Genomic DNA, 18587 nt, shown 5'->3' with positions numbered 1-18587 from the left:
TTTATGCAAGTATATATATCACTGAACACCATCAGTCGATTTTAGATTTTAGATTTTAGATTTTAGATATACTCGCAGCGCCGTGAATCTGGAAGCTTGAGCTATGGTCTAAAATTGTAATCTTTCAACGACTTAAGTGCGCGGAACGGTATCCGTTTTTGGCTGGGGCCGTCAACCTAGACTCCGGGACTATAACTTAAGTCCGATGACCTGAGTATAAGCTCCCCGCGCTTGAGTAACGCCAATTGTACGCTGGGCCGATTGAATCATAGGTCGCCGCAAACTCACAACAATAAACTGGGCTTGTTCAGACTGTCGTTTTATCATTCTAGCTAATCGCTCCACATTTGCCCCATCCAAAAACATATCCACTTCATCAAAAGCATAAAACGTAGACGGGCGGTAGCGTTGCAGAGCAAAAATAAAACTCAGGGCCGTCAGCGACTTTTCGCCACCAGACATGGAAGCCAGCCGCTGAACGGGTTTCCCCTTCGGATGAGCGACCAAATTCAAACCGCTGCTGAAGGGGTCTTCCTGGTCATCTAGCTGGAGATAGCCATCGCCTTCGGAAAGTTCCGCAAAGATAGTCTGGAAGTTCTCGTTAACCGCATCGAAAGCTTCTTTAAATGCGCGCCGCCTGAGCGTGGTAAAATTTTCGATTCTCAACAAAAGTTCAGTGCGTTCTCCTGCTAATGTCGTCAATTTTTGACTTAATTCTTGCAGGCGTTCTTGAGTGCGGTTGTACTCTTCTAATGCTAGCATATTCACCGGCTCTAAAGCTTGAATGCGTTTCGCGATCGCCTTTACTTCCTGCTGCAATTCGGTCAAATTAGCTTTCTCGACATTTTCAGGAATCGACGGCACCGGATCGGGCATTTCCGCCCGCTGCGTTTCCATGAGAGTGCGGACGGCGGCTAATTGTTCCCGGCGTTCTTGCTGAGTTTCGTGCAGTTTTTGCAACTGCCATTGTAACTGTTGTTTGGCCAAATGCTGCTCTCGCAGTTGCGATTCCGCGCGATCGCGATCGCCCTTTTCCAAACCCAATTTTTCCTCAATTTGGGCCAAACTAGCCTTACCAGCCGCAATTTGTGCGTCGAGTTCCAACTGCTGCGAAATAATCCGATTCACAGCATCAATCCCCGCGTTTTGCTGAACTTGCCATTCCTGCAATTTCTCGCTGCCTTCCTTAATTTTCTCCTCCAAACGCCCGAATTGATTTTGCAAGTCTACAAGACGCTGCTGGACGTTTCTCAGAGCTAATTCGCGCTCTTGCAGTTGCGCTTCTCGATCGCGCAAACCCGACTGCATTTGCTGCCATTCGCTGTGACTGTTCGACTCTTCTAACTGCGCCAAAGTTTGGCGGTACTGCTGCAATTGAGTTTCTTGGGCGGGCAATTCTCTCTCCAGCAACTGCAATCGCGATCGCGAATCAGTCAATTCCTGAGTATTTTTAGCAATTTGCGATCGCACCTGTTGCTGTTGCGCCTGCAAATTCTTAATTTCCGACTCCAACTGTTCCAAGCGCAACTGATGTTCGCGCAAACTCTGCTTTGCCTCCATCAATTCTTGACTGCGAGTTTTGACAGCAACAGCAGCGCGATCGATCGCAATTTTGCACCGTTCCAAAATCCGCTCAATTTCCTCAATACGTTCTTGCAAAGCAGCAATTGTCCGCGCTTCCTCCGCAGCATCCATAGCATCAACCGTACCAAAATGTAAGGTAGATTTATTAGTAGAACTTCCCCCAGTCATCGCGCCGCTAGTTTCCAGAATTTCCCCATCCAAAGTGACAATCCGGTACTGTCCCAAATAGCGGCGGGCATCAGTGAGGTTGCTAAACACAACCGTACTGCCAAAAACGTAAGCAAAAATCTCCTGATAGCGCCCATCGCACTCAATCAAATTCACAGCCGCATCCACAAAACCAGCCGCGCGGCGCAAATTTTCATTCACCGAAAACCTGCCGCCCCTAATCTTATTCAAAGGCAAAAACGTCATCCTTCCCGCCCGTTTTTGCTTCAACAATTCGATCGCAGCAGCCCCCACACTATCATTTTCCACAACCATATTACCCATGCGGGCACCCGCCGCAATTTCCAGCGCCAACTGAAAGCGCGGTTCCACCCGGCCCAGTTGAGCCACCAAGCCGCAAACTCCGCCAATTCCGCTTTGCGCGATAATTTTTGCAGTAAACGTGCCGCTGGCTTCTTGCTGGGCTTGAAACTGCACTTCTAGCTTATCTAACTTGCGCTGTCTTTCCCGCTGTTCTTCCAGCAAACGAGTTTGAGTTTCCTGTTGCAATTGCAATTCTTGTTCGGCTGCGACTACAATCTGATTCAGCGATTCTACTTGCAAAGCAGCAACTTTTTGGGTTTCCCCAAGGCTTGATTGCTGAACTTTTTTCGCTGCTATTTCCTGTTCCAATACTTGCAGCGATTGGTTTTGTTCTTGAATTTGACTTTGCAGGCGATCGGCTCTTTCGCCAATAGTAGCTTGTTCGGTGCGCTGCGGCTCCAAAGTTTGCTGAATTGTTTCGATTTGGCGGTGGAGTTCCGTTTGCTGCTGCACCCAAGCTTCTGCTGTCGAGGCGATCGCATTTGCAACTTCCCGATTGTCAGCTAAACTTTGCTGGGCTTCGTCTCGCTGTTCCTGCAAAGTATCTATTTGAGACTTAACATAAGATATTTCAATCTCAATTTGCTCCAAACTTTGGCGAAATTGCCGAACTTCTTCCTCAGTTTGTGCTATATTAGCCGCCATTTGTCCAGCAGTTGTTTCCAAATCCTGTTTGCGGTTTTGGAGTTGGCGTCTTTCCGCTTCCTGAGTGGCAATATTTGCTTGCAAAGCCAACAATTCCGACTCGCCCAAAGCTTTAACGCGAGCATTCAGCGCGTCTAATTCGGCGGTTGCTGCTTGAATTTGGGTGCTAATTGCTTGCAGTTGTTCGGTGAGAGATGTAGAATTGCGATCGCCCGTTTCGATTTGTTCGCGCAGTTTCCACTCTTGCTTTTGCAACTGGCGGAACTTCAGAACAATTTCCCACTGCGACTTTTCTTGAAATTCCGCCCGCAACTTTTGATATTTTTCGGCTTTTGCGCGATCGTTCGCCAGTCTATCGCGCTGAGAAATCAGTTCTTTTTCAACAATACTGCTGCGCTCTTCAACTTCCTTAACTTCATCCAACTTCTGCTTGGCGAGAGAGATTTTGCGATCGAATTGAGCAACACCTGCCAATTCATCAATAATTTCTCGACGTTCCTTAGAATTCATCGAAATAATGCTAGTAACATCTCCTTGCAAAACAACGTTATAACCTTCGGGATAAATTCGCAAACGGTTGAGTTGTTCGTGCAGTTGAGTCAGCGTACAAGGTGCGCCGTTAATGTAATAATTTGACGTGTAAGTTCCTTGACGAGTGACTCGCAGTTTGCGCGTCACGCTCCACTCATCTGATTTTAGATTTTGGATTTTAGATTTTAGATTATTGGCGAGTAATTGTCCGTTGTTTTCTTGACTGGTGGCGATTTCTATTTCTTCGACTTCTTCAACAGATAAATCTTCCGATTCTGGATTTGAGATTTGAGATTTTTGATTCGATGATTGTCCGTTGTTGTCTTCAGTTTCGGGAATTTCGATTGCTTCTACATCTTCTACTTCAGCAGACAAATCATCCGCTGCCTTTTCTTCCTCATCCTCATCCCCATCTTCATCCTGGGCGAACCATTCCTCACCCACATCTTCCAGCGCAAAGGTAGCAGTCACGCTAGCCTCAATCGTACCGCGCTTGTTTTGGGCGCTGTTCACCAAATCCGGCAAACGTTCAGCCCGCATTCCCTTAGAAGTTGAAAGTCCCAGACAAAACAGCAAAGCGTCGAGGATGTTGGACTTCCCTGAACCGTTGGGCCCGGAAACCACAGTAAAACCGGGCAGCACGGGAATGGACGTTGTGCCGCCAAAAGATTTAAAGTTAGTTAGTTCGATCCGCTTAATGTGAACCATTTGCTAGGACTAACTTTGGCTCTAGGGTGTTGTCACAGGGTAGCACAGGCATTGGGGCGATCGACAACGTGCGAACTTTTCGGCATTGTCGATCGAACAGGTATATGCCACTTTTGTCAACAACCAAGTCAAATTCAACTTCTTCAAAAGCTGGTTGAGAAGGGTGCAGCATCGGCGCCCCCACCGACAGCAGCAAAGAAAAGTAAAGTTTGATACAAATAACTTCATGAAACTCAATCGGCCTTAATTTGGCGATCGTACCTGAAATCCTCACCCAGCAAGAATTTAGCCAAGATAAAGTCGGACGTTCCTGACATTACCCCCTAGACATATCAAAACTTTCCGGTAAAATCGAAACCAAAATTAATAATGTATAAAGTAGCGAAACAAATATGGAGGGCAAAATCATTACACCAGCTCAAAACTCGTCTAACCTGTCCGCTTCACCAGAAAGCGACCAACAAGTATTACAAATTTGGGGTCGCCAGCCCCTGAAAGGACAAGTCAAAATCAGCGGCGCCAAAAACTCGGCCTTAGTCGTCATGGCTGGGGCTCTACTATGCCCAGACGATTGCCACATTCGCAACGTTCCCGCTTTGGTCGATGTCGCCCGCATGGGACAAATTCTCTCGGCTGTAGGAGTCAAAGTACAGCAGAACGGCGACGTTTTAGATATGAACGCCAGCAACCTCATAGATGCTCAAGCCCCCTACGAATTAGTCAGCCAACTGCGGGCGAGCTTCTTCATCATCGGGCCGCTGCTAGCGCGTTTGGGATTTGCCAAAGTGCCTTTACCCGGTGGGTGCGCCATTGGTGCCCGGCCTGTAGAACTCCACGTTCGGGGCCTGCAAGCCCTCGGCGCCGAAGTCCACATCGAGCACGGTACAGTTCACGCTTACGTCAAAGGGCCGAACCGCCGCTTGAAAGGAGCCAAAATTTATTTGGACTACCCCAGCGTCGGCGCCACTGAAACTTTGATGATGGCGGCGACTTTAGCCGAAGGAGAAACCGTAATTGAAAATGCCGCTCAAGAACCGGAAGTCGTCGATTTGGCGAATTTCTGTCGCGCCATGGGAGCAAAAATTCAAGGCGCGGGCACGAATACGATCGTCATTTCGGGAGTTGAGAAACTGCACGCGGTAGACTATGCAATTATTCCCGATCGCATCGAAGCCGGAACATTTTTATTAGCAGGAGCCATCACTCACTCAGAAATCACTTTGTCGTCGGTAATTCCCGACCACCTGACCGCAGTCATTGCCAAATTGCAGACAATGGGGGCGAAAATTATTGTAGAATCCGACACGGTGCGGATAATTCCCGGCAAAATTCACACCGCCACAGACATTGAAACTCTGCCTTACCCCGGTTTCTCCACAGATATGCAAGCTCCGTTTATGGCTTTGCTGACGCTGAGCGAGGGAGACAGCATGATCAAAGAAACCGTATTTGAGAACCGCTTGCGCCACGTAGCAGAACTCAACCGCATGGGCGCCGACATTCGCGTTAAAGGCAATGTCGCCGTAGTGCGCGGAGTCCCCATGCTGTCGGGTGCGCCCGTAGTCGCAACGGATTTGCGGGCTTCGGCGGCTTTGGTAATCGCGGGACTTGCAGCCGATGGTGTCACCACCATCAGCAGCTTGCAGCATTTAGACCGCGGCTACGAGCAGTTAGAAATGAAACTCCAAAAATTGGGAGCTAAGTTGCGGCGAGTCAAAGAGGGCACAGACCCCGCTAATGCTGAGTTTCCTGTCAATCCCGTGCGATAGAGCTTAAACTGTTAAGTAGTCAGCAGTCAGTAGTCATTAGTCATTAGTTCGCAGTCATTAGCCAGTAGACAAGATTGCTTTCATTCGCAAATTATCTGGAAAAGCATCTGCGTTTATCTGTGTTAATCTGCCTTAGATCTGCGGTTGACCTATCAATCAAAGACCAATGACTAATGACCAATGACTAATGACTAATGACCAATGACTAATGACTCAGGACTAAAATGTCGAACATCCCCCTCCGAGGTTTAAAAGCAGACCAGTTTCGGCACCCGCTAGACTTGGAAGCCACCAACGCACTCAAACAACTGCCCGGCCTGGATTTGATGGTGCGGCAGTTGCTGGGACAACTTGGCGAACAGTTTTTCATGCTCGAAAATCTGGCTTCCAGCGTTCAAGTCGGCGAAAATCAATTACCGCACCTGCATCAATTGCTGGTGGATGCTTGCAAAACTCTGGATTTGGAAGTACCGCAGCTTTATGTCCGCCAGCATCCGATGCCCAATGCTTACACCTTTGCGATGCGGGGAAAACAGCCTTTTGTGGTGATGCACACTTCGCTGATTGATTTGCTCACAGACGAGGAAGTCAAAGCCGTAATCGCTCACGAGTTGGGTCATTTGAAGTGCGAGCACGGAGTTTACCTGACTCTGGCTAATTTAATTGTGTTGGCCGCAGGTCAAATTTCGCCTTTGGGAACGATACTCGCCCAGGGTTTGCAGGCGCAAATGTTGGAATGGTTGCGGTGTGCAGAATTTACGTGCGATCGCGCCGCCTTGCTCGCCACCCAAGACCCAAGAGTGGTAGCATCAGTGCTGATGAAACTGGCCGGAGGTTCGCCGACTTTAGCTCCGAAACTGAATCTCGATGCGTTTTTGGCGCAGGCGCGGGCCTACGATGACCTCAGCAGCACGGAACTGGGGGAAATGCTCAAGCAAGCTCAAACGGCTCAGTTGTCCCATCCTGTACCAGTATTGCGCGCCAAAGAGATCGATCGCTGGGCAAGTTCAAAAAATTATGAATCTTTGCTTGCAGAAAGTCGATCGGTGTGTTATGATAGTGAAACCACCAAAAAGGGCGGGTGGCGAAATTGGTAGACGCATCAGACTCAAAATCTGACACCGAAAGGTATGAGAGTTCGATTCTCTCCCCGCCCACTACCACAAAATCTTAATAAATTAGGGTTCCAGATGATAAGTCTGGAACCCTAATTTATGTTATTTCCGAAGGTGCTTCAGGGCGCTACTGGTTTGTAGTAAGGACTTTAGTCCTCATAAAATTTAGAGGACTCGCATTCCTCACTACGAACACTGACAACTAACATCTAAAATCACATGAATTTTATCGGTGAAATCGCCGCTTTAGGCGCTGCATTTGTCTGGGCTCTATCTTCCACAATTTGGCAGCGAGTCGGACAGCAAATCCCGGCAGTTGTACTAAACTTGCTCAAAGGCGCGATCGCCCTGATCATGCTCCTGGCCACCGTAATAATTTTAGGCAAATCCTTACCAGCAGTCAACCCCAATATCTTAACAATGCTGCTCATCAGCGGCGCCCTAGGAATTGGCATCGGAGACACCGCTTTTTTTATCGTCTTAAAATATTTAGGCGCGAGGCGAGCCTTGCTTTTAGAAACCCTATCTCCCCCTTTAACAGCATTATTAGGCTTGATATTTTTGCAAGAAAAGCTATCGCCCATTGCTTGTACAGGTATTTTTTTAACAATCTCCGGCATCGCTTGGGTGATTGCCGAAAGAACAGCCGAAACAACCTTACCATCAAAACATCTTTGGCAAGGATTAGGGATTAGTTTATTAGGACAAACAGCCCACGCCGCCGGATCTGTTTTATCCCGCGCCGCCTTCGCTCAAATAGATGTCGATCCCCTGTGGACAGCGGCCTTGCGTTTGAGCGGCGGTATGGCAGTCATGCTGTGCTTTCTCAACCCCACTAACTTGAACAGTTTCCAACAATTAAAAGCACCAAAAATATTAGGTGCAATAATTTTAGCAGCTTTTTTGGGAACCTATCTCGGAATTTTCCTGCAACAGACTTCCCTGAAATATGCACCCGCAGCCATCGCTCAAGCACTGAGTTCTACCAGTCCCCTGTTTGTACTGCCTTTAGCGGTTCTCGCGGGCGAAAAGGTTAGTCTCCGGGCTGTTTTGGGCGTGGTTTGGGCGATCGGCGGAATCGCGCTATTATTGGGTTTGAAGTGATTCGATTTTAGATTTTAGATTTTAGATTTTAGACAAGTGCTCAACAATAATGAAACTATACCTCAGATCCAAACCACGATTTTAGTCATCAACTTTTAATCTCAAACGTCTAATTTAGAATACTATGAATCATGATGCAGGCAAGCAAAACAATAATAATTATACCAATTTTCAACGAAATAACAGTATTCTTGTCCCCCCCCCTTAGCAAGGGGGGGCTAGGGGGGGTCGAAAAGTGTTGCACAATCTTAGATAATTGGTATTATTTAGCAATTGCCAACCAACAGATTGACTGGCTCCAAAAACAGCCAGACGGCATCATATTTCAGCAAAATTCCGGCGACAGCATCGTAGCTGTCAAAAAAGATAGATCGTGCTTGCTCCTAGTTTTAGTAGACCGAGAAACTTTAAGTACAAGTGTTGCTCAATCAATCCTCGATCTCAACAATCCACTTAAATTAATTTTTCCATATTCCAGGGCAATGTTGCTAGCATTACTCTGGAAAAGCCAACCAAAAAATATCTATATAATCGGTTTTGGCGGTGGCACTCTTCCCAGAATTTTGCATCACTATTTCCCTAACGCGATAGTCGAATCTGCTGACGTTGACGCAACAGTTGTCGAAGTTGCTCAAAAGTTTTTTGGCATTCAATTAAATGACAGGCTAAAAGTAGCCATTCAAGATGGTCGTCAATATCTTGCCGAACAAAAGCCCACCATAAAAAATGATATAATTATTGTGGATGCTGGTTTTGGTAGCGGTTATATGCCCTATCAATTGGTGACACAAGAATTTTACCAACTCTGCACAACTCACTTGTCAAATACGGGCGTTGTAGCTATTCACCTGTTTCACAAACAAAAGTTTAATGCAGCGGCGGTGAAAACCCTTCAAACTGTGTTCGCACAAGTATATATATGCAATTTAGATGCTGGTAACAGCATAGCATTCGCGACTAATGCTCCAGATTTAGCTAGAAATGAATTTTTCTTGAAAGCCGAACTTATTCAAGATTTCCACAATTTAGAATTTTCCTTAATTGAAATGTCGCTTCAGCTCAAAACAGTAGCTGAATTGCCGGAATGGGTAAAAATTTGGGAAACGCTGCCAATTTTTACGGATGGTGCAATGCCGAGGGAATATTTGGACTGACTGTTGCATTGATTTTTGAAATTGCTATTAAAAAAACTACTTGACAGTGAAATGGTGGAGGTGTAATATATAAGTAGTGCACACAAATAAAAACATGAGACTAAAAAGTTGGGAGTCTCCCCGCAGCGAGGGTAGAAACTCCAAAGGCAAAGGCGGCTCGGCTAGAGCTCGACAGCTCAAAAAGCAACAGCAAACTCTCCGAAAAAAGTTAAAAGCTCAGCACGATCGCCCAAACGATCGCCCACCAAACCACAAACCAAACAACAAAGGGAAGGAAACCGATAATTCCTTCCCTTTTTTTGTATCTTTCTGCCGTTGCTCAATCCCGCTGAATGTTCGGACAAATGGTGCGAGTAATGCACTCCGGCGAGGGTTGCTCTTCCCAGCGGTTGAGAATGCCTTGCAATTCCCCTTTCAAAGTTTCTAACGCTGCAATTTGCCCGGAAATTGCCTCAACCTTCGCCGTTAGATGCTGCTTCGCTTCAGAGCAAGGCAATTCTCCCCGATCGCGAACCTGTAAAATATCCTTAATCTCCTGAAGGCTCAAACCGAGAGCCTGAGATCGTTTAATAAACGCCAACCTGTTGAATACCGCTTCCCCAAACAAGCGATAACCAGCGGGCGATCGCTCCACCGCCGGAGACAGCAAGCCCATCTCGTCATAGTAACGAACAGTTTTCACCGACAAACCGCTACAACCCGCTACAGAGCCAATTTTGTACAGTTTCTCGGCAACAGAAATATTCATACACCAAGCCTCAAAGATCCAAGATCGAAAGACTTTTTTGATCCTATGTTTAGTATTGCCTTAGATGCAGAGTGGCGATCGCCACCTCACCCCCGTCGCCGTTGCTCGCTAATCTTAATAAGGAGGATTTTTCTTAGACACGTTGTTGAGCGTGGGCAACTGAGGTCGAGAAGACTGAGGAGGAAGATAGTATTCGGCAGCAGGGGCGGGTTGTTCGGCTTCAGAGCGGTAAACTTGCCACCAACGGAGGGCCAGCGCCACCCCAGCAGTACCCAGCCCAAAAGCCAATAAAGAGCCGCTCGCACCAATGCTGCCAATAGCTGCATCGACAACGCCCACTGTCAAAACAAAGCTGGTAACTGGCTCTTTACGGTAAGCTGACTTCAAAAGTCGCGTCCACGAAGCATTCATGTGGTTTTACTCTGTTCTATATTTATCTACAATCTCTAAAACTTAGAGTTGGCGGTGCGATCGGGATTTCTAGCTTTGAAACTAGCTTCACCTAAATTAATCTTCTCGCCTGTCGGGAATTGTACGGGAGCGAGGCCAAATTGCCAAGCTTGTCCAATCAAAATTTCATCCGAGATACCCATCCCAAGCTAGCTCTTGCATTCTATAAACTGATGTTTCTCGATCGACTTGTCGTTGGGCTTGTTCCTAATTAATATTCTAATCAATTCCCGAAGTGGTCGCGGCCAGCAGCGTGACACCCTTGCGAGTGACAGTCCAGACCAAGTGTGAGGTTGACCCGCCTAAAAACGGGTACCCTGCCCTCAACGCTCGCTGGTTGGTTAACCCCCCAATTTTAGACTCCTGTTCAACCTTCCAGATGAATCTGTGGACTCAATCTAAAATCTAAAATCTAAAATCTAAAATCGGCTGACCGCGCCCTTGCTAAAATTAGTTGAGACCTAACCAGGCCAGCAACCCCTGCCCTGTGACATACTCGATAATTAAAGTTAGGGAAAAACCAATCATCGCAGCTCGACCGTTCAGGCGTTCCGCGTAGCTGTTGAAGCCAAACTTTGGTTGTTCCACTTTGGGAGTGACGGTGGGTTGTACTTGTGTCATTGCTTTGGATACCTTGCGATCGACGCTATTCAAATGTGAAATCGAATGTTAGTTACAAATCTTAAACATTTCTGCTTCCATTATAAAGAGGGTTAACCGCCATCAACCGTCCGCGCTGAAAAAAACTGTTGCCAATTAAAGCCACTCAATTATATCCGTTCAAAATATGACTAATCAGTTAGATAACGATAAGCTTCCGGTAGCCGCACAGCGAGTTGCCTTTGCCCTTCGGACAGCAGGCTGGGTGTGCTTCTGGGTGCAGTCAGTGCTGGCGGTGGTAGCGACGATCATTTTGCTCTTTGCCATCCCCTTTGCTATCCCGAGCGCCACCGCCCCTGGGAGTTCAACCAGTGCCGGCACCGGCGGGGGGGTCTTTTTTGCCCTTTGCGGGCTGGCAGTGCTCGGTTACAGCGTATATCGCGCTTTCCGTTTCACCCGCTTGTCGAGAGAATTGCGATCGCCCGCCAATGCTGTCCGCCCCAAAAAAGCAGATACGATCAAACAGGTGCGGTTGACACTGATGAGCAACTTATCAGGAATGCTGCTGACGCTGATCGGCGCAGAAGCCATCAGCGGCACGCTTTTAGCCAAATCTTTAGCTCAGCCGCAAGCTTTGTTCGGTGCGGCAGTCGATTTCAGCAGATTTATTCAGCCTTTAGACATATTTGTGGTGCTAGCCAATACTCACGCCACTGTTGCCCACTTTGTCGGGATTATCGGTACTCTTTGGTTGCTCGATCGCATTCACAAGCAGTAGTCTTGGGGAATTGGGCATGGGGCATTGGGCATTGGGCATTGGGAATGGGGCATGGGGCATGAGTGGGAATTGGTTATTAGTTATTAGTTATTGGTTATTAGTTATTGGTTATTGGTTATTGGTTATTAGTTATTGGTTATTGGTTATTGGTTATGGGTTATTGGTTATTTGTGAGAGCCTACTAATGCCCCATGCCCTCTGGGCCCCATGCCCTCTGGGCCCCATGCCCCATGCCCTCTGGGCCCCATGCCCCATGCCCCATGCCCCATGCCCCATGCCCCATGCCCACTATCCCCCAACCCACATCCGGAATCACTGCCAAGCCTTAGAAGAACATACTCAGATACCTTCTAGTAAGACAACACAAACATCATGGCACTGAAACCCGAGGCTTATTTTGGGGTGACAGATCACGCAACTATTGAAGTTTCTCAAGAAAGTTTTCGTTCTGTCCTCGGTCAAATAGAAGCTGAACTCCTCTGTAGCGACACCTACAGTCAAGCTCTAGCTAGCTTGCAAACAATGTTGGGAGAAGCAGCCTCTGCTGCCGAAATTTTAATTAGAGCAGTTAGCAGAGAAGCTGTCAAGCTCGCATTCGATCGATTTGGCAAATCAAACAAAACGGAAATGCAAGTTGCCCAAGAGACTGTTGTGGCTCCAAGCAAAACGGAAATGCAAGTCGCCCAAGAGACTGTTCCGGCTCCAAGTGACACCGCATCCTATGTTAGAGAAGAAGAGCCACCAGTAGCTGCTCCTGTTTTCTATTGGCGCAGTGCTACTGTGGAAGCGCCTGTTAAAACAGAGTCCGAGACTGAAAATTGCGATCGAGATTTTAAGACTTTAGAAGAAAACAAAGAAGCGCTTAAAGACGAAATTAAAGTCGATTCGGCTGCACCTGCAACTGTCATCGCCCCGGCTAAATCCTTGCCAGGGTTCGGTTTTCCCAAGAAGCAGAAAAAACTTACCAAGGAAGAGACAGCAGCTTTAGCAGTTCAAGAGCGAGAAGAGTGCCTGCGGGAGTTGGGTAGAGAGTTACGCAAGGGACGGCAAATTCGATCGCTATCCCTCCAGCAACTTCACAGTCAAACTCTCGTGCCGCTGCACCACATCGAATCGATCGAAAATGGTGAAATCGACAAACTGCCCCAAGATATTTACGTTAGAGGTTTTATCCGCAGATTGGGCGACGCCTTAGGGCTAGACGGCACCGCGATGGCGAATGCTTTGCCAAAACCGGCTCCGAGTCCAATAATTCCCAGTAGCTATTTGTCTGCTTCCAACTCCGACTCCGGCGAAGGCTTTCAAATGCGTCCCGTGCATTTGTACATCGGCTACACTGCTTTGATGGCTGGGGCGATAGGGGGTGTGGGTTGGTTGTCGCAGCAACCCGTCGTACCTGGAGCAAATGCAGTGGAGCCACAGGTGACACCGCCCGCCTCTGTTGCACCGTCTCCAAAAAGCCAAGAAAAAGCGCCTCAACCGGGCGTGAAGAAGTCTAAGAGTCACGGGGGCATGATTATGGGGGCTGACATGGCACCGCCGGAGGTGATTTTTGGTTAGAGTGCAATCCGCGATTGTAAGCGGTTGTCATTGGGAGGAACGAAGCAATCGCAGTATGTTTTTTTTGCAGGGTTTTGCCGATCGAACTTTCTTGTCTAAATTGGACTGGGTGAGAGTGTGTCGGGCGATCGATCGTCCGACAAGACTCTTGGCGCAGTTGAACTCGGAAACAGAGTTTCGGAGTTCACCCACATGGGATACACAGCTTGAAGACATGAGTCGTGGAGAACAATCGCGGTTGAGATTTTAAGTTCAATCCCTCACCTTGAACTATCTGTGGAGTCAAAACTCAAAACTCAAATCTCAAATCGCTCAGCCTTGCACCCAAAGTGAATTTTCAAGTACATCAGGAAACCCAATATGTGCGATAAACTATCTATTTGACCAGTCCTAAAAGAGGTTTCCGATAAGATGAGTTCACCAGCCACCGCTGCTTCCTCCGATATCGAGCCGCTATCGACTCAGGCACAAACAGTCACGAGTTTGACTGTATCGCACAGTGCTTTGGTAGCCGCTTCTCAAGTGCCACAAAAATCTTGGACAATAGAAGATAGCGAGAAACTGTACCGAATTCAAGGTTGGGGCGAACCCTATTTTTCGATTAATGCTGCCGGTCACGTTACAGTCTCTCCCAAGGGCGATCGCGGCGGTTCCCTGGACTTGTACGAACTGGTAGAATCGCTCAAACAGCGAAATTTGGCTTTGCCGCTGCTGATTCGCTTTTCTGATATTTTGGAAGATCGGATCGATCGCCTAAATTCCTGTTTTGCCAGAGCGATCGCCCGCTACAATTACAAAAATGTCTATCGCGGTGTCTTTCCTGTCAAATGCAACCAGCACCGACAATTAATTCAAGATTTGGTGCGGTTCGGTCAACCCCATCACTTCGGACTGGAAGCCGGATCTAAACCAGAATTAATGATAGCTTTGGCGACCTTGAAAACCCCAGGCGCTTTGTTAATTTGTAACGGTTACAAAGACCGCGAATACATAGAAACCGCTATTTTAGCGCAGCGGCTCGGTCAAACTGCGGTAATTGTGCTGGAACAAATTGAGGAAGTAGAACTTGCAATCGCCGCGAGCAAAGCATTAGGAATTAAACCGGTTTTGGGAGTGCGAGCCAAACTCACTACCAAAGGCGTTGGCCGCTGGGGAGGTTCCACGGGCGATCGGGCAAAATTTGGCTTGACAATTCCTGAAATTATCCGCGCAGTCAACGAACTAGAAAAAGCTGGAATGCTCGACTGTTTGCAGTTACTCCACTTCCACATCGGCTCTCAAATTTCCTCAATTAGCGTCATCAAAGACGCCATTCGAGAAGCCAGCCACATTTATGTAGAATTGGCTAAATTGGGAGCTAACATGAAATATTTGGACGTAGGTGGCGGGCTAGGCGTTGACTACGACGGCTCTAAAACCAACTTCCACGCTTCCAAAAACTACAATATGCAAAACTACGCCAACGACGTAGTAGCGGGAGTCAAAGATGCCTGTGACGAGCGGAAAATTCCTGTACCAATTATCATTAGCGAAAGCGGGCGGGCGATCGCATCTCACCAATCAGTCTTAGTTTTTGACGTACTCGGGACTAGCGATGTTCCCAGAGAAGTACCAGAACCGGTAGACGAAAACGCGCACCAAATTCCGCGCAACCTCTACGAAATTTACCAATCTATCAGTCCCGAAAATTACCAAGAAGTCTATCACGATGCTATCCAATTCAAGGAAGAAGCAGTCAGTTTATTTAACTTAGGCTATCTAGGAATTGCGGAACGGGCGAAAACCGAACAGTTGTACTGGGCTTGCTGCGATAAGATACAGACAATCGCGCGGCAAAAAGATTATGTATCGGAAGATTTGGAAGACTTAGAAAAGGTGATGGCGTCCATTTATTACATCAACTTATCTGTTTTCCAGTCAGTGCCAGACAGTTGGGCTATTAACCAATTGTTTCCTATTATGCCAATTAACCGGCTCGATGAAGAACCGACTCAGCGCGGTATTTTAGCAGATCTCACCTGCGACAGCGACGGCAAAATCGACCAATTTATCGATTTGCGAGATGTCAAGTCAGTTCTGGAACTGCATACAATCAAACCTGGAGAACCTTACTATTTAGCGCTGTTTTTGGGAGGTGCTTATCAAGAAATTATGGGCAACCTTCACAACTTATTCGGCGATGCAAATACGGTTCACATTCAGCTAACTCCTTCGGGATATCATATTGAACACGTTGTGAAGGGAGACACGATGAAAGAAGTTCTCAGCTACGTACAGTACGATGCAGAAAGTTTGGTTGAAAGCATCCGCCGTCAGACAGAATCTGCTTTGCAGCAAAATAAAATTACTCTTTCGGAGGCTCAACTTTTACTGCAAAATTACGAGCGGAGTCTCACCCAATATACTTATCTCCAATCTTAATTAGTCGTGAGTCATGAGTGATATCATGTCCGATCGAATGACCGTACTAAGTTTGGTTTGTAGTGAGGACTTTAGTCCGCATTTGGAGAGGACTAAAGTCCTCACTACAAACCTTTTGTATTGCGGGTAATTGACCGGACATGATATCATGAGTCATGAGTCATTAGTCATTAGTCATTAGTCATTAGTCATTAGTCATTAGTCATTAGTTGATAACTGATTAGGTAGAGTGCAAACGAAGAACTTTAGCAACTACCAATTCCCAATTCCCAATTACCAATTACCAATTCCCAATTCCCAATTACCAATTAGTCAGCAGTGCTGAGAATGTCTGCGATCGCCCGTCGCTCTTCTCCTAGTATATTTGGTAACACTTGACGGGCATCAGTAATCAGCCAATCGAGAGCCGCCGCTTGCAAATCGATCGCCGCCCCGGTTTTGTCAACGCAGTAGCGCCCGAACACCAGTTTGTCAACCAACCGCACCTCCGGGCCCAAACGGGAATACTCAAAAATCACGCTGTTTTCTACAGTCGCCCCGCTACAAAGCCAACAATTCGGGCCGATCATTGTCGGGCCGACAATTTTTGCTCCGTCTTCAATTTTCGTCATCGCACCAATGTAAACAGGCCCGGTAATATCAACTTTGTCCCAGTTGACAGCTACATTCAAACCAGCGTAAACGCCGGGGCGCACTTCAATTCCTGGAATCGAAACATTTTTAATCTCTCCCAACAGCACGCTCTGAATTGCCCGCCAATAGTCAGGAACTTTCCCGATATCCACCCACTCGAAGTCCATGCTAATGCCGTAAAAAGGCGCGTCTGCTGCGACCAGCTTGGGAAATAACTGCGAACCTATGTCATATTCCGTATCAGCGGGAATATAATTGAATATTTCTGGTTCAAAAATATAAATACCAGTGTTGATGTCGGTACTCAGAGCTTCCTCTACAGAAGGTTTTTCTTGGAAATCTTTAATTCTGCCAGAATCGTCTGTTACGACGACTCCGTAACTGGGAACCTCTTCGCGGGGAACAGATTTCATTACAATAGTAGCGATCGCCCCTTTTTCCCGGTGCCACTTCACAGCAGCAGTCAAGTCCAAGTCAATCAAAGCGTCGCCGCACAGCACCACAAAAGTATCGTCAAAAAACGGTGAGAAGTCCTGAATTCGCCTCATACCGCCAGCCGAACCGACGGCTTCTCCAATCATTTGTCCGTCTTCAATTCGCCCTTCAAAAGAATAGCCAATTTGTACCCCAAACTTTTGACCGTCGCGGAAGTAGTTTTCAATCACGTCTGCTAAGTGGGAAACATTGACCATAATCTGGTCAAATCCGTGCTGGCGGAGCAATTCAACCAAAAATTCCATCACAGGCTTTTGCAGGATGGGAATCATCGGTTTTGGTGTCGTGTGAGTAATGGGACGGACGCGAGTGCCTTTACCGGCCGCCAGAATCATCGCTTTCATTATTAACTTCCTCAACCCTCTGTTAATTGATATCAACTCAACAATTAGATGCTAGCGGTTGCGATCGATGCGATCGATCGCAGCACCATCCTGACCCCGCCCAAAAACGGGTATAAGTTTCCGACGCGAGCGTCCGGGTCGATTTCAAAATTTTAGACGCTAGTTCAAGCTCTCAGATTCACTGCGCTGCGAGTAAATCTAAAATCTAAAATATAAAATCTAAAATCGACTGACCTGTTTATAGGCGATATCGTACCAGGCTATCAATCATTTAGCCCAATTTGCCTGGATTTGACCAACCAGGAATCAGAAATCAGAAATAATCTCAAGTCCGGGTGAATGCACCTACAATTGCTCTAGAGACCGGTTCGTCCGGTCAAGAGTTCCAGAGACTGGTAAACCCTCCCCATAAGCCTATCTGATGCAGATCCAAGCTCAAAGCGCCCGGATTTTGAGGTCTTGGTAAAACTCCTCTTGAAGCAACTCTACTTTAGACTGAGCCGAGAGCAGCAACAACGCCCAAAAAACACCCACGCGGTCATACTTTGGTAAATGAACTTCCTCGGTCGATAGCGGGGTTTCTGGGTGGACAGAGGAGTTAAAGCCGTGATGATGCCACAGTTCCAGCAATTTGTCCATGTCGAGCCAACCCTCGTCAATTTCCTGGCCCCGCTCAGCCAGAAATCGATCGAGCTCGCTAGCAGTTTCCACGAGATTTTCTTGGTGAGCCAGCTCAAAGATAGCCTGGGCGGCTTGCGATCGCATTTTTGAAGTCTGGCGGCGCCGGGGAGCAACTTTCTGCTCCATCGCAGCTTTCATAAGCTGCAACTGCTCAATCAGTTCTGGGAGAGTCACCGGGCGTTTTTGTGGGAGTTGAGCTACACCGCGACGGCGCAGTTGCCGCTCTAGGTGCTGCGGCAAATGTCGCCCTCCTGAGTGCTCTGTGTCTTCGAGGGCGGCCTCGTCCAATTCTGGCGCCGGGGGTTCACAGAGGACTATACTTTCTGCTTTGAGCAAAACCAGCATTGAAGCGTACAAAAACGCTTGGCCCGAGTGAGACAAATCGGAGAAATCCGAACTCTGATCGGCATCAGAGGCGTTGGTAAGCTTGCTCAAACATCGATCGAACACTTCAATGACTTTAACGTCCCAAGGATCGATTTCTCCCCGTTCTGCTAAGTCGATTAAAATTGCGATCCCCTCAGAAATCGTTTCTAAACCATCAGGGTCTCTGGAAACAACCATTTGATTTTAGATTTTAGATTTTAGATTTTAGATTTAGGGTTGATATCATCTCCGGTCGATTAACCGCCATAACTAAGGTTTGTAGTGCGGACTTCAGTCCGCTCTCAAGTGGCGGACTCAAGTCCGGACTACGAACCGTTTTTGTGATTGACCGCCATAAGTAAGGTTTGTA

The 18587-nt window shown here is 47.4% G+C and carries 16 protein-coding genes and 1 tRNA gene; 9 read left to right on the top strand and 8 right to left on the bottom strand.

Features of this window, described 5'->3' with window-relative positions; genetic code table 11:
* Positions 1 to 189 precede the first annotated feature (189 nt).
* Both smc and JGK39_RS13230 read right to left on the bottom strand, forming a co-directional pair.
* Positions 190 to 3999 carry a chromosome segregation protein SMC gene (smc, locus tag JGK39_RS13235; RefSeq protein WP_293253624.1) on the bottom strand — a complete coding sequence of 1270 codons (3810 nt, stop codon included), beginning with the start codon at positions 3997 to 3999 and terminating at the stop codon, positions 190 to 192.
* Positions 3986 to 4273, bottom strand: coding sequence for a hypothetical protein (locus tag JGK39_RS13230; RefSeq protein WP_293253627.1), 288 nt, complete (start codon positions 4271 to 4273; stop codon positions 3986 to 3988). The genes smc and JGK39_RS13230 overlap by 14 nt, the downstream gene beginning before the upstream one ends.
* 118 nt (positions 4274 to 4391) lie before the next feature.
* Between JGK39_RS13230 and murA the strand changes: the two genes are divergently transcribed.
* From murA to JGK39_RS13205, 5 genes are all read left to right on the top strand, one after another.
* On the top strand, positions 4392 to 5768 hold the full coding sequence (gene murA, locus JGK39_RS13225; protein WP_293253630.1) for a UDP-N-acetylglucosamine 1-carboxyvinyltransferase: 1377 nt from the start codon (positions 4392 to 4394) through the stop codon (positions 5766 to 5768).
* A gap of 224 nt (positions 5769 to 5992) precedes the next feature.
* Complete coding sequence (locus JGK39_RS13220) at positions 5993 to 6865, top strand: M48 family metallopeptidase (protein ID WP_293253633.1); 873 nt, start codon at positions 5993 to 5995, stop codon at positions 6863 to 6865.
* Positions 6844 to 6925, top strand: a tRNA-Leu gene (locus JGK39_RS13215). The genes JGK39_RS13220 and JGK39_RS13215 overlap by 22 nt, the downstream gene beginning before the upstream one ends.
* A gap of 177 nt (positions 6926 to 7102) precedes the next feature.
* Entirely contained in the window at positions 7103 to 7987 is an 885-nt protein-coding gene (locus tag JGK39_RS13210) for a DMT family transporter (RefSeq protein WP_366048668.1), read from the top strand.
* A 131-nt stretch (positions 7988 to 8118) separates the two neighbouring features.
* Positions 8119 to 9141, top strand: a complete 1023-nt coding sequence (locus JGK39_RS13205; protein ID WP_293295819.1) for a fused MFS/spermidine synthase — start codon at positions 8119 to 8121, stop codon at positions 9139 to 9141.
* 319 nt (positions 9142 to 9460) lie between these two features.
* Here the strand turns inward: JGK39_RS13205 and JGK39_RS13200 are convergent, their stop codons facing one another.
* The 4 genes from JGK39_RS13200 to JGK39_RS13185 form a co-directional block, all read right to left on the bottom strand.
* Positions 9461 to 9889 carry a heavy metal-responsive transcriptional regulator gene (locus JGK39_RS13200; RefSeq protein ID WP_293253639.1) on the bottom strand — a complete coding sequence of 143 codons (429 nt, stop codon included), beginning with the start codon at positions 9887 to 9889 and terminating at the stop codon, positions 9461 to 9463.
* 114 nt (positions 9890 to 10003) lie between these two features.
* Positions 10004 to 10300 (bottom strand): hypothetical protein, encoded by a 297-nt coding sequence (locus tag JGK39_RS13195; RefSeq protein WP_293253642.1) that lies wholly within the window; start codon positions 10298 to 10300, stop codon positions 10004 to 10006.
* Between the two features lie 35 nt (positions 10301 to 10335).
* On the bottom strand, positions 10336 to 10482 hold the full coding sequence (locus JGK39_RS13190; protein WP_293253645.1) for a hypothetical protein: 147 nt from the start codon (positions 10480 to 10482) through the stop codon (positions 10336 to 10338).
* Between the two features lie 307 nt (positions 10483 to 10789).
* Positions 10790 to 10960, bottom strand: coding sequence for a hypothetical protein (locus JGK39_RS13185; protein ID WP_293224763.1), 171 nt, complete (start codon positions 10958 to 10960; stop codon positions 10790 to 10792).
* 166 nt (positions 10961 to 11126) lie between these two features.
* Here JGK39_RS13185 and JGK39_RS13180 point away from each other — a divergent pair, with 166 nt between their 5' ends.
* From JGK39_RS13180 to speA, 4 genes are all read left to right on the top strand, one after another.
* Positions 11127 to 11717 (top strand): DUF3611 family protein, encoded by a 591-nt coding sequence (locus JGK39_RS13180; RefSeq protein WP_293253648.1) that lies wholly within the window; start codon positions 11127 to 11129, stop codon positions 11715 to 11717.
* A 372-nt stretch (positions 11718 to 12089) separates the two neighbouring features.
* A complete protein-coding gene (locus JGK39_RS13175; protein ID WP_293253651.1) occupies positions 12090 to 13277 on the top strand; it encodes a helix-turn-helix domain-containing protein in 1188 nt (395 codons plus the stop codon).
* A gap of 55 nt (positions 13278 to 13332) precedes the next feature.
* The gene (locus JGK39_RS13170) at positions 13333 to 13527 is read left to right on the top strand and encodes a hypothetical protein (protein WP_293253654.1); all 195 of its coding nucleotides are present in this window, start codon (positions 13333 to 13335) and stop codon (positions 13525 to 13527) included.
* A gap of 161 nt (positions 13528 to 13688) precedes the next feature.
* The gene (gene speA / locus JGK39_RS13165; RefSeq protein ID WP_293253657.1) at positions 13689 to 15698 is read left to right on the top strand and encodes a biosynthetic arginine decarboxylase; all 2010 of its coding nucleotides are present in this window, start codon (positions 13689 to 13691) and stop codon (positions 15696 to 15698) included.
* Positions 15699 to 16006: 308 nt separating this feature from the next.
* On the opposite strand, the gene JGK39_RS13160 is transcribed toward speA, so the two are convergent.
* Positions 16007 to 17170, bottom strand: coding sequence for an NDP-sugar synthase (locus JGK39_RS13160; RefSeq protein ID WP_293253660.1), 1164 nt, complete (start codon positions 17168 to 17170; stop codon positions 16007 to 16009).
* A gap of 435 nt (positions 17171 to 17605) precedes the next feature.
* A complete protein-coding gene (locus tag JGK39_RS13155; RefSeq protein ID WP_293253663.1) occupies positions 17606 to 18415 on the bottom strand; it encodes a segregation/condensation protein A in 810 nt (269 codons plus the stop codon).
* Positions 18416 to 18587 lie beyond the last annotated feature (172 nt).

Origin of the sequence: Microcoleus sp. PH2017_12_PCY_D_A (genome assembly GCF_020738565.1) — a bacterium.
Lineage (GTDB): Bacteria > Cyanobacteriota > Cyanobacteriia > Cyanobacteriales > Microcoleaceae > Microcoleus.
This window is presented reverse-complemented; position numbering and strand designations above follow the sequence as displayed.

Coding starts and splice junctions, on each gene's coding strand:
- smc (WP_293253624.1), bottom strand. CDS start 3,999: ATGGTTCACATTAAGCGGATCGAACTAACTAACTTTAAATCTTTTGGC.
- murA (WP_293253630.1), top strand. CDS start 4,392: ATGGAGGGCAAAATCATTACACCAGCTCAAAACTCGTCTAACCTGTCC.
- JGK39_RS13220 (WP_293253633.1), top strand. CDS start 5,993: ATGTCGAACATCCCCCTCCGAGGTTTAAAAGCAGACCAGTTTCGGCAC.
- JGK39_RS13210 (WP_366048668.1), top strand. CDS start 7,103: ATGAATTTTATCGGTGAAATCGCCGCTTTAGGCGCTGCATTTGTCTGG.
- JGK39_RS13205 (WP_293295819.1), top strand. CDS start 8,119: ATGATGCAGGCAAGCAAAACAATAATAATTATACCAATTTTCAACGAA.
- JGK39_RS13200 (WP_293253639.1), bottom strand. CDS start 9,889: ATGAATATTTCTGTTGCCGAGAAACTGTACAAAATTGGCTCTGTAGCG.
- JGK39_RS13195 (WP_293253642.1), bottom strand. CDS start 10,300: ATGAATGCTTCGTGGACGCGACTTTTGAAGTCAGCTTACCGTAAAGAG.
- JGK39_RS13190 (WP_293253645.1), bottom strand. CDS start 10,482: ATGGGTATCTCGGATGAAATTTTGATTGGACAAGCTTGGCAATTTGGC.
- JGK39_RS13185 (WP_293224763.1), bottom strand. CDS start 10,960: ATGACACAAGTACAACCCACCGTCACTCCCAAAGTGGAACAACCAAAG.
- JGK39_RS13180 (WP_293253648.1), top strand. CDS start 11,127: ATGACTAATCAGTTAGATAACGATAAGCTTCCGGTAGCCGCACAGCGA.
- JGK39_RS13175 (WP_293253651.1), top strand. CDS start 12,090: ATGGCACTGAAACCCGAGGCTTATTTTGGGGTGACAGATCACGCAACT.
- JGK39_RS13170 (WP_293253654.1), top strand. CDS start 13,333: ATGTTTTTTTTGCAGGGTTTTGCCGATCGAACTTTCTTGTCTAAATTG.
- speA (WP_293253657.1), top strand. CDS start 13,689: ATGAGTTCACCAGCCACCGCTGCTTCCTCCGATATCGAGCCGCTATCG.
- JGK39_RS13160 (WP_293253660.1), bottom strand. CDS start 17,170: ATGAAAGCGATGATTCTGGCGGCCGGTAAAGGCACTCGCGTCCGTCCC.
- JGK39_RS13155 (WP_293253663.1), bottom strand. CDS start 18,415: ATGGTTGTTTCCAGAGACCCTGATGGTTTAGAAACGATTTCTGAGGGG.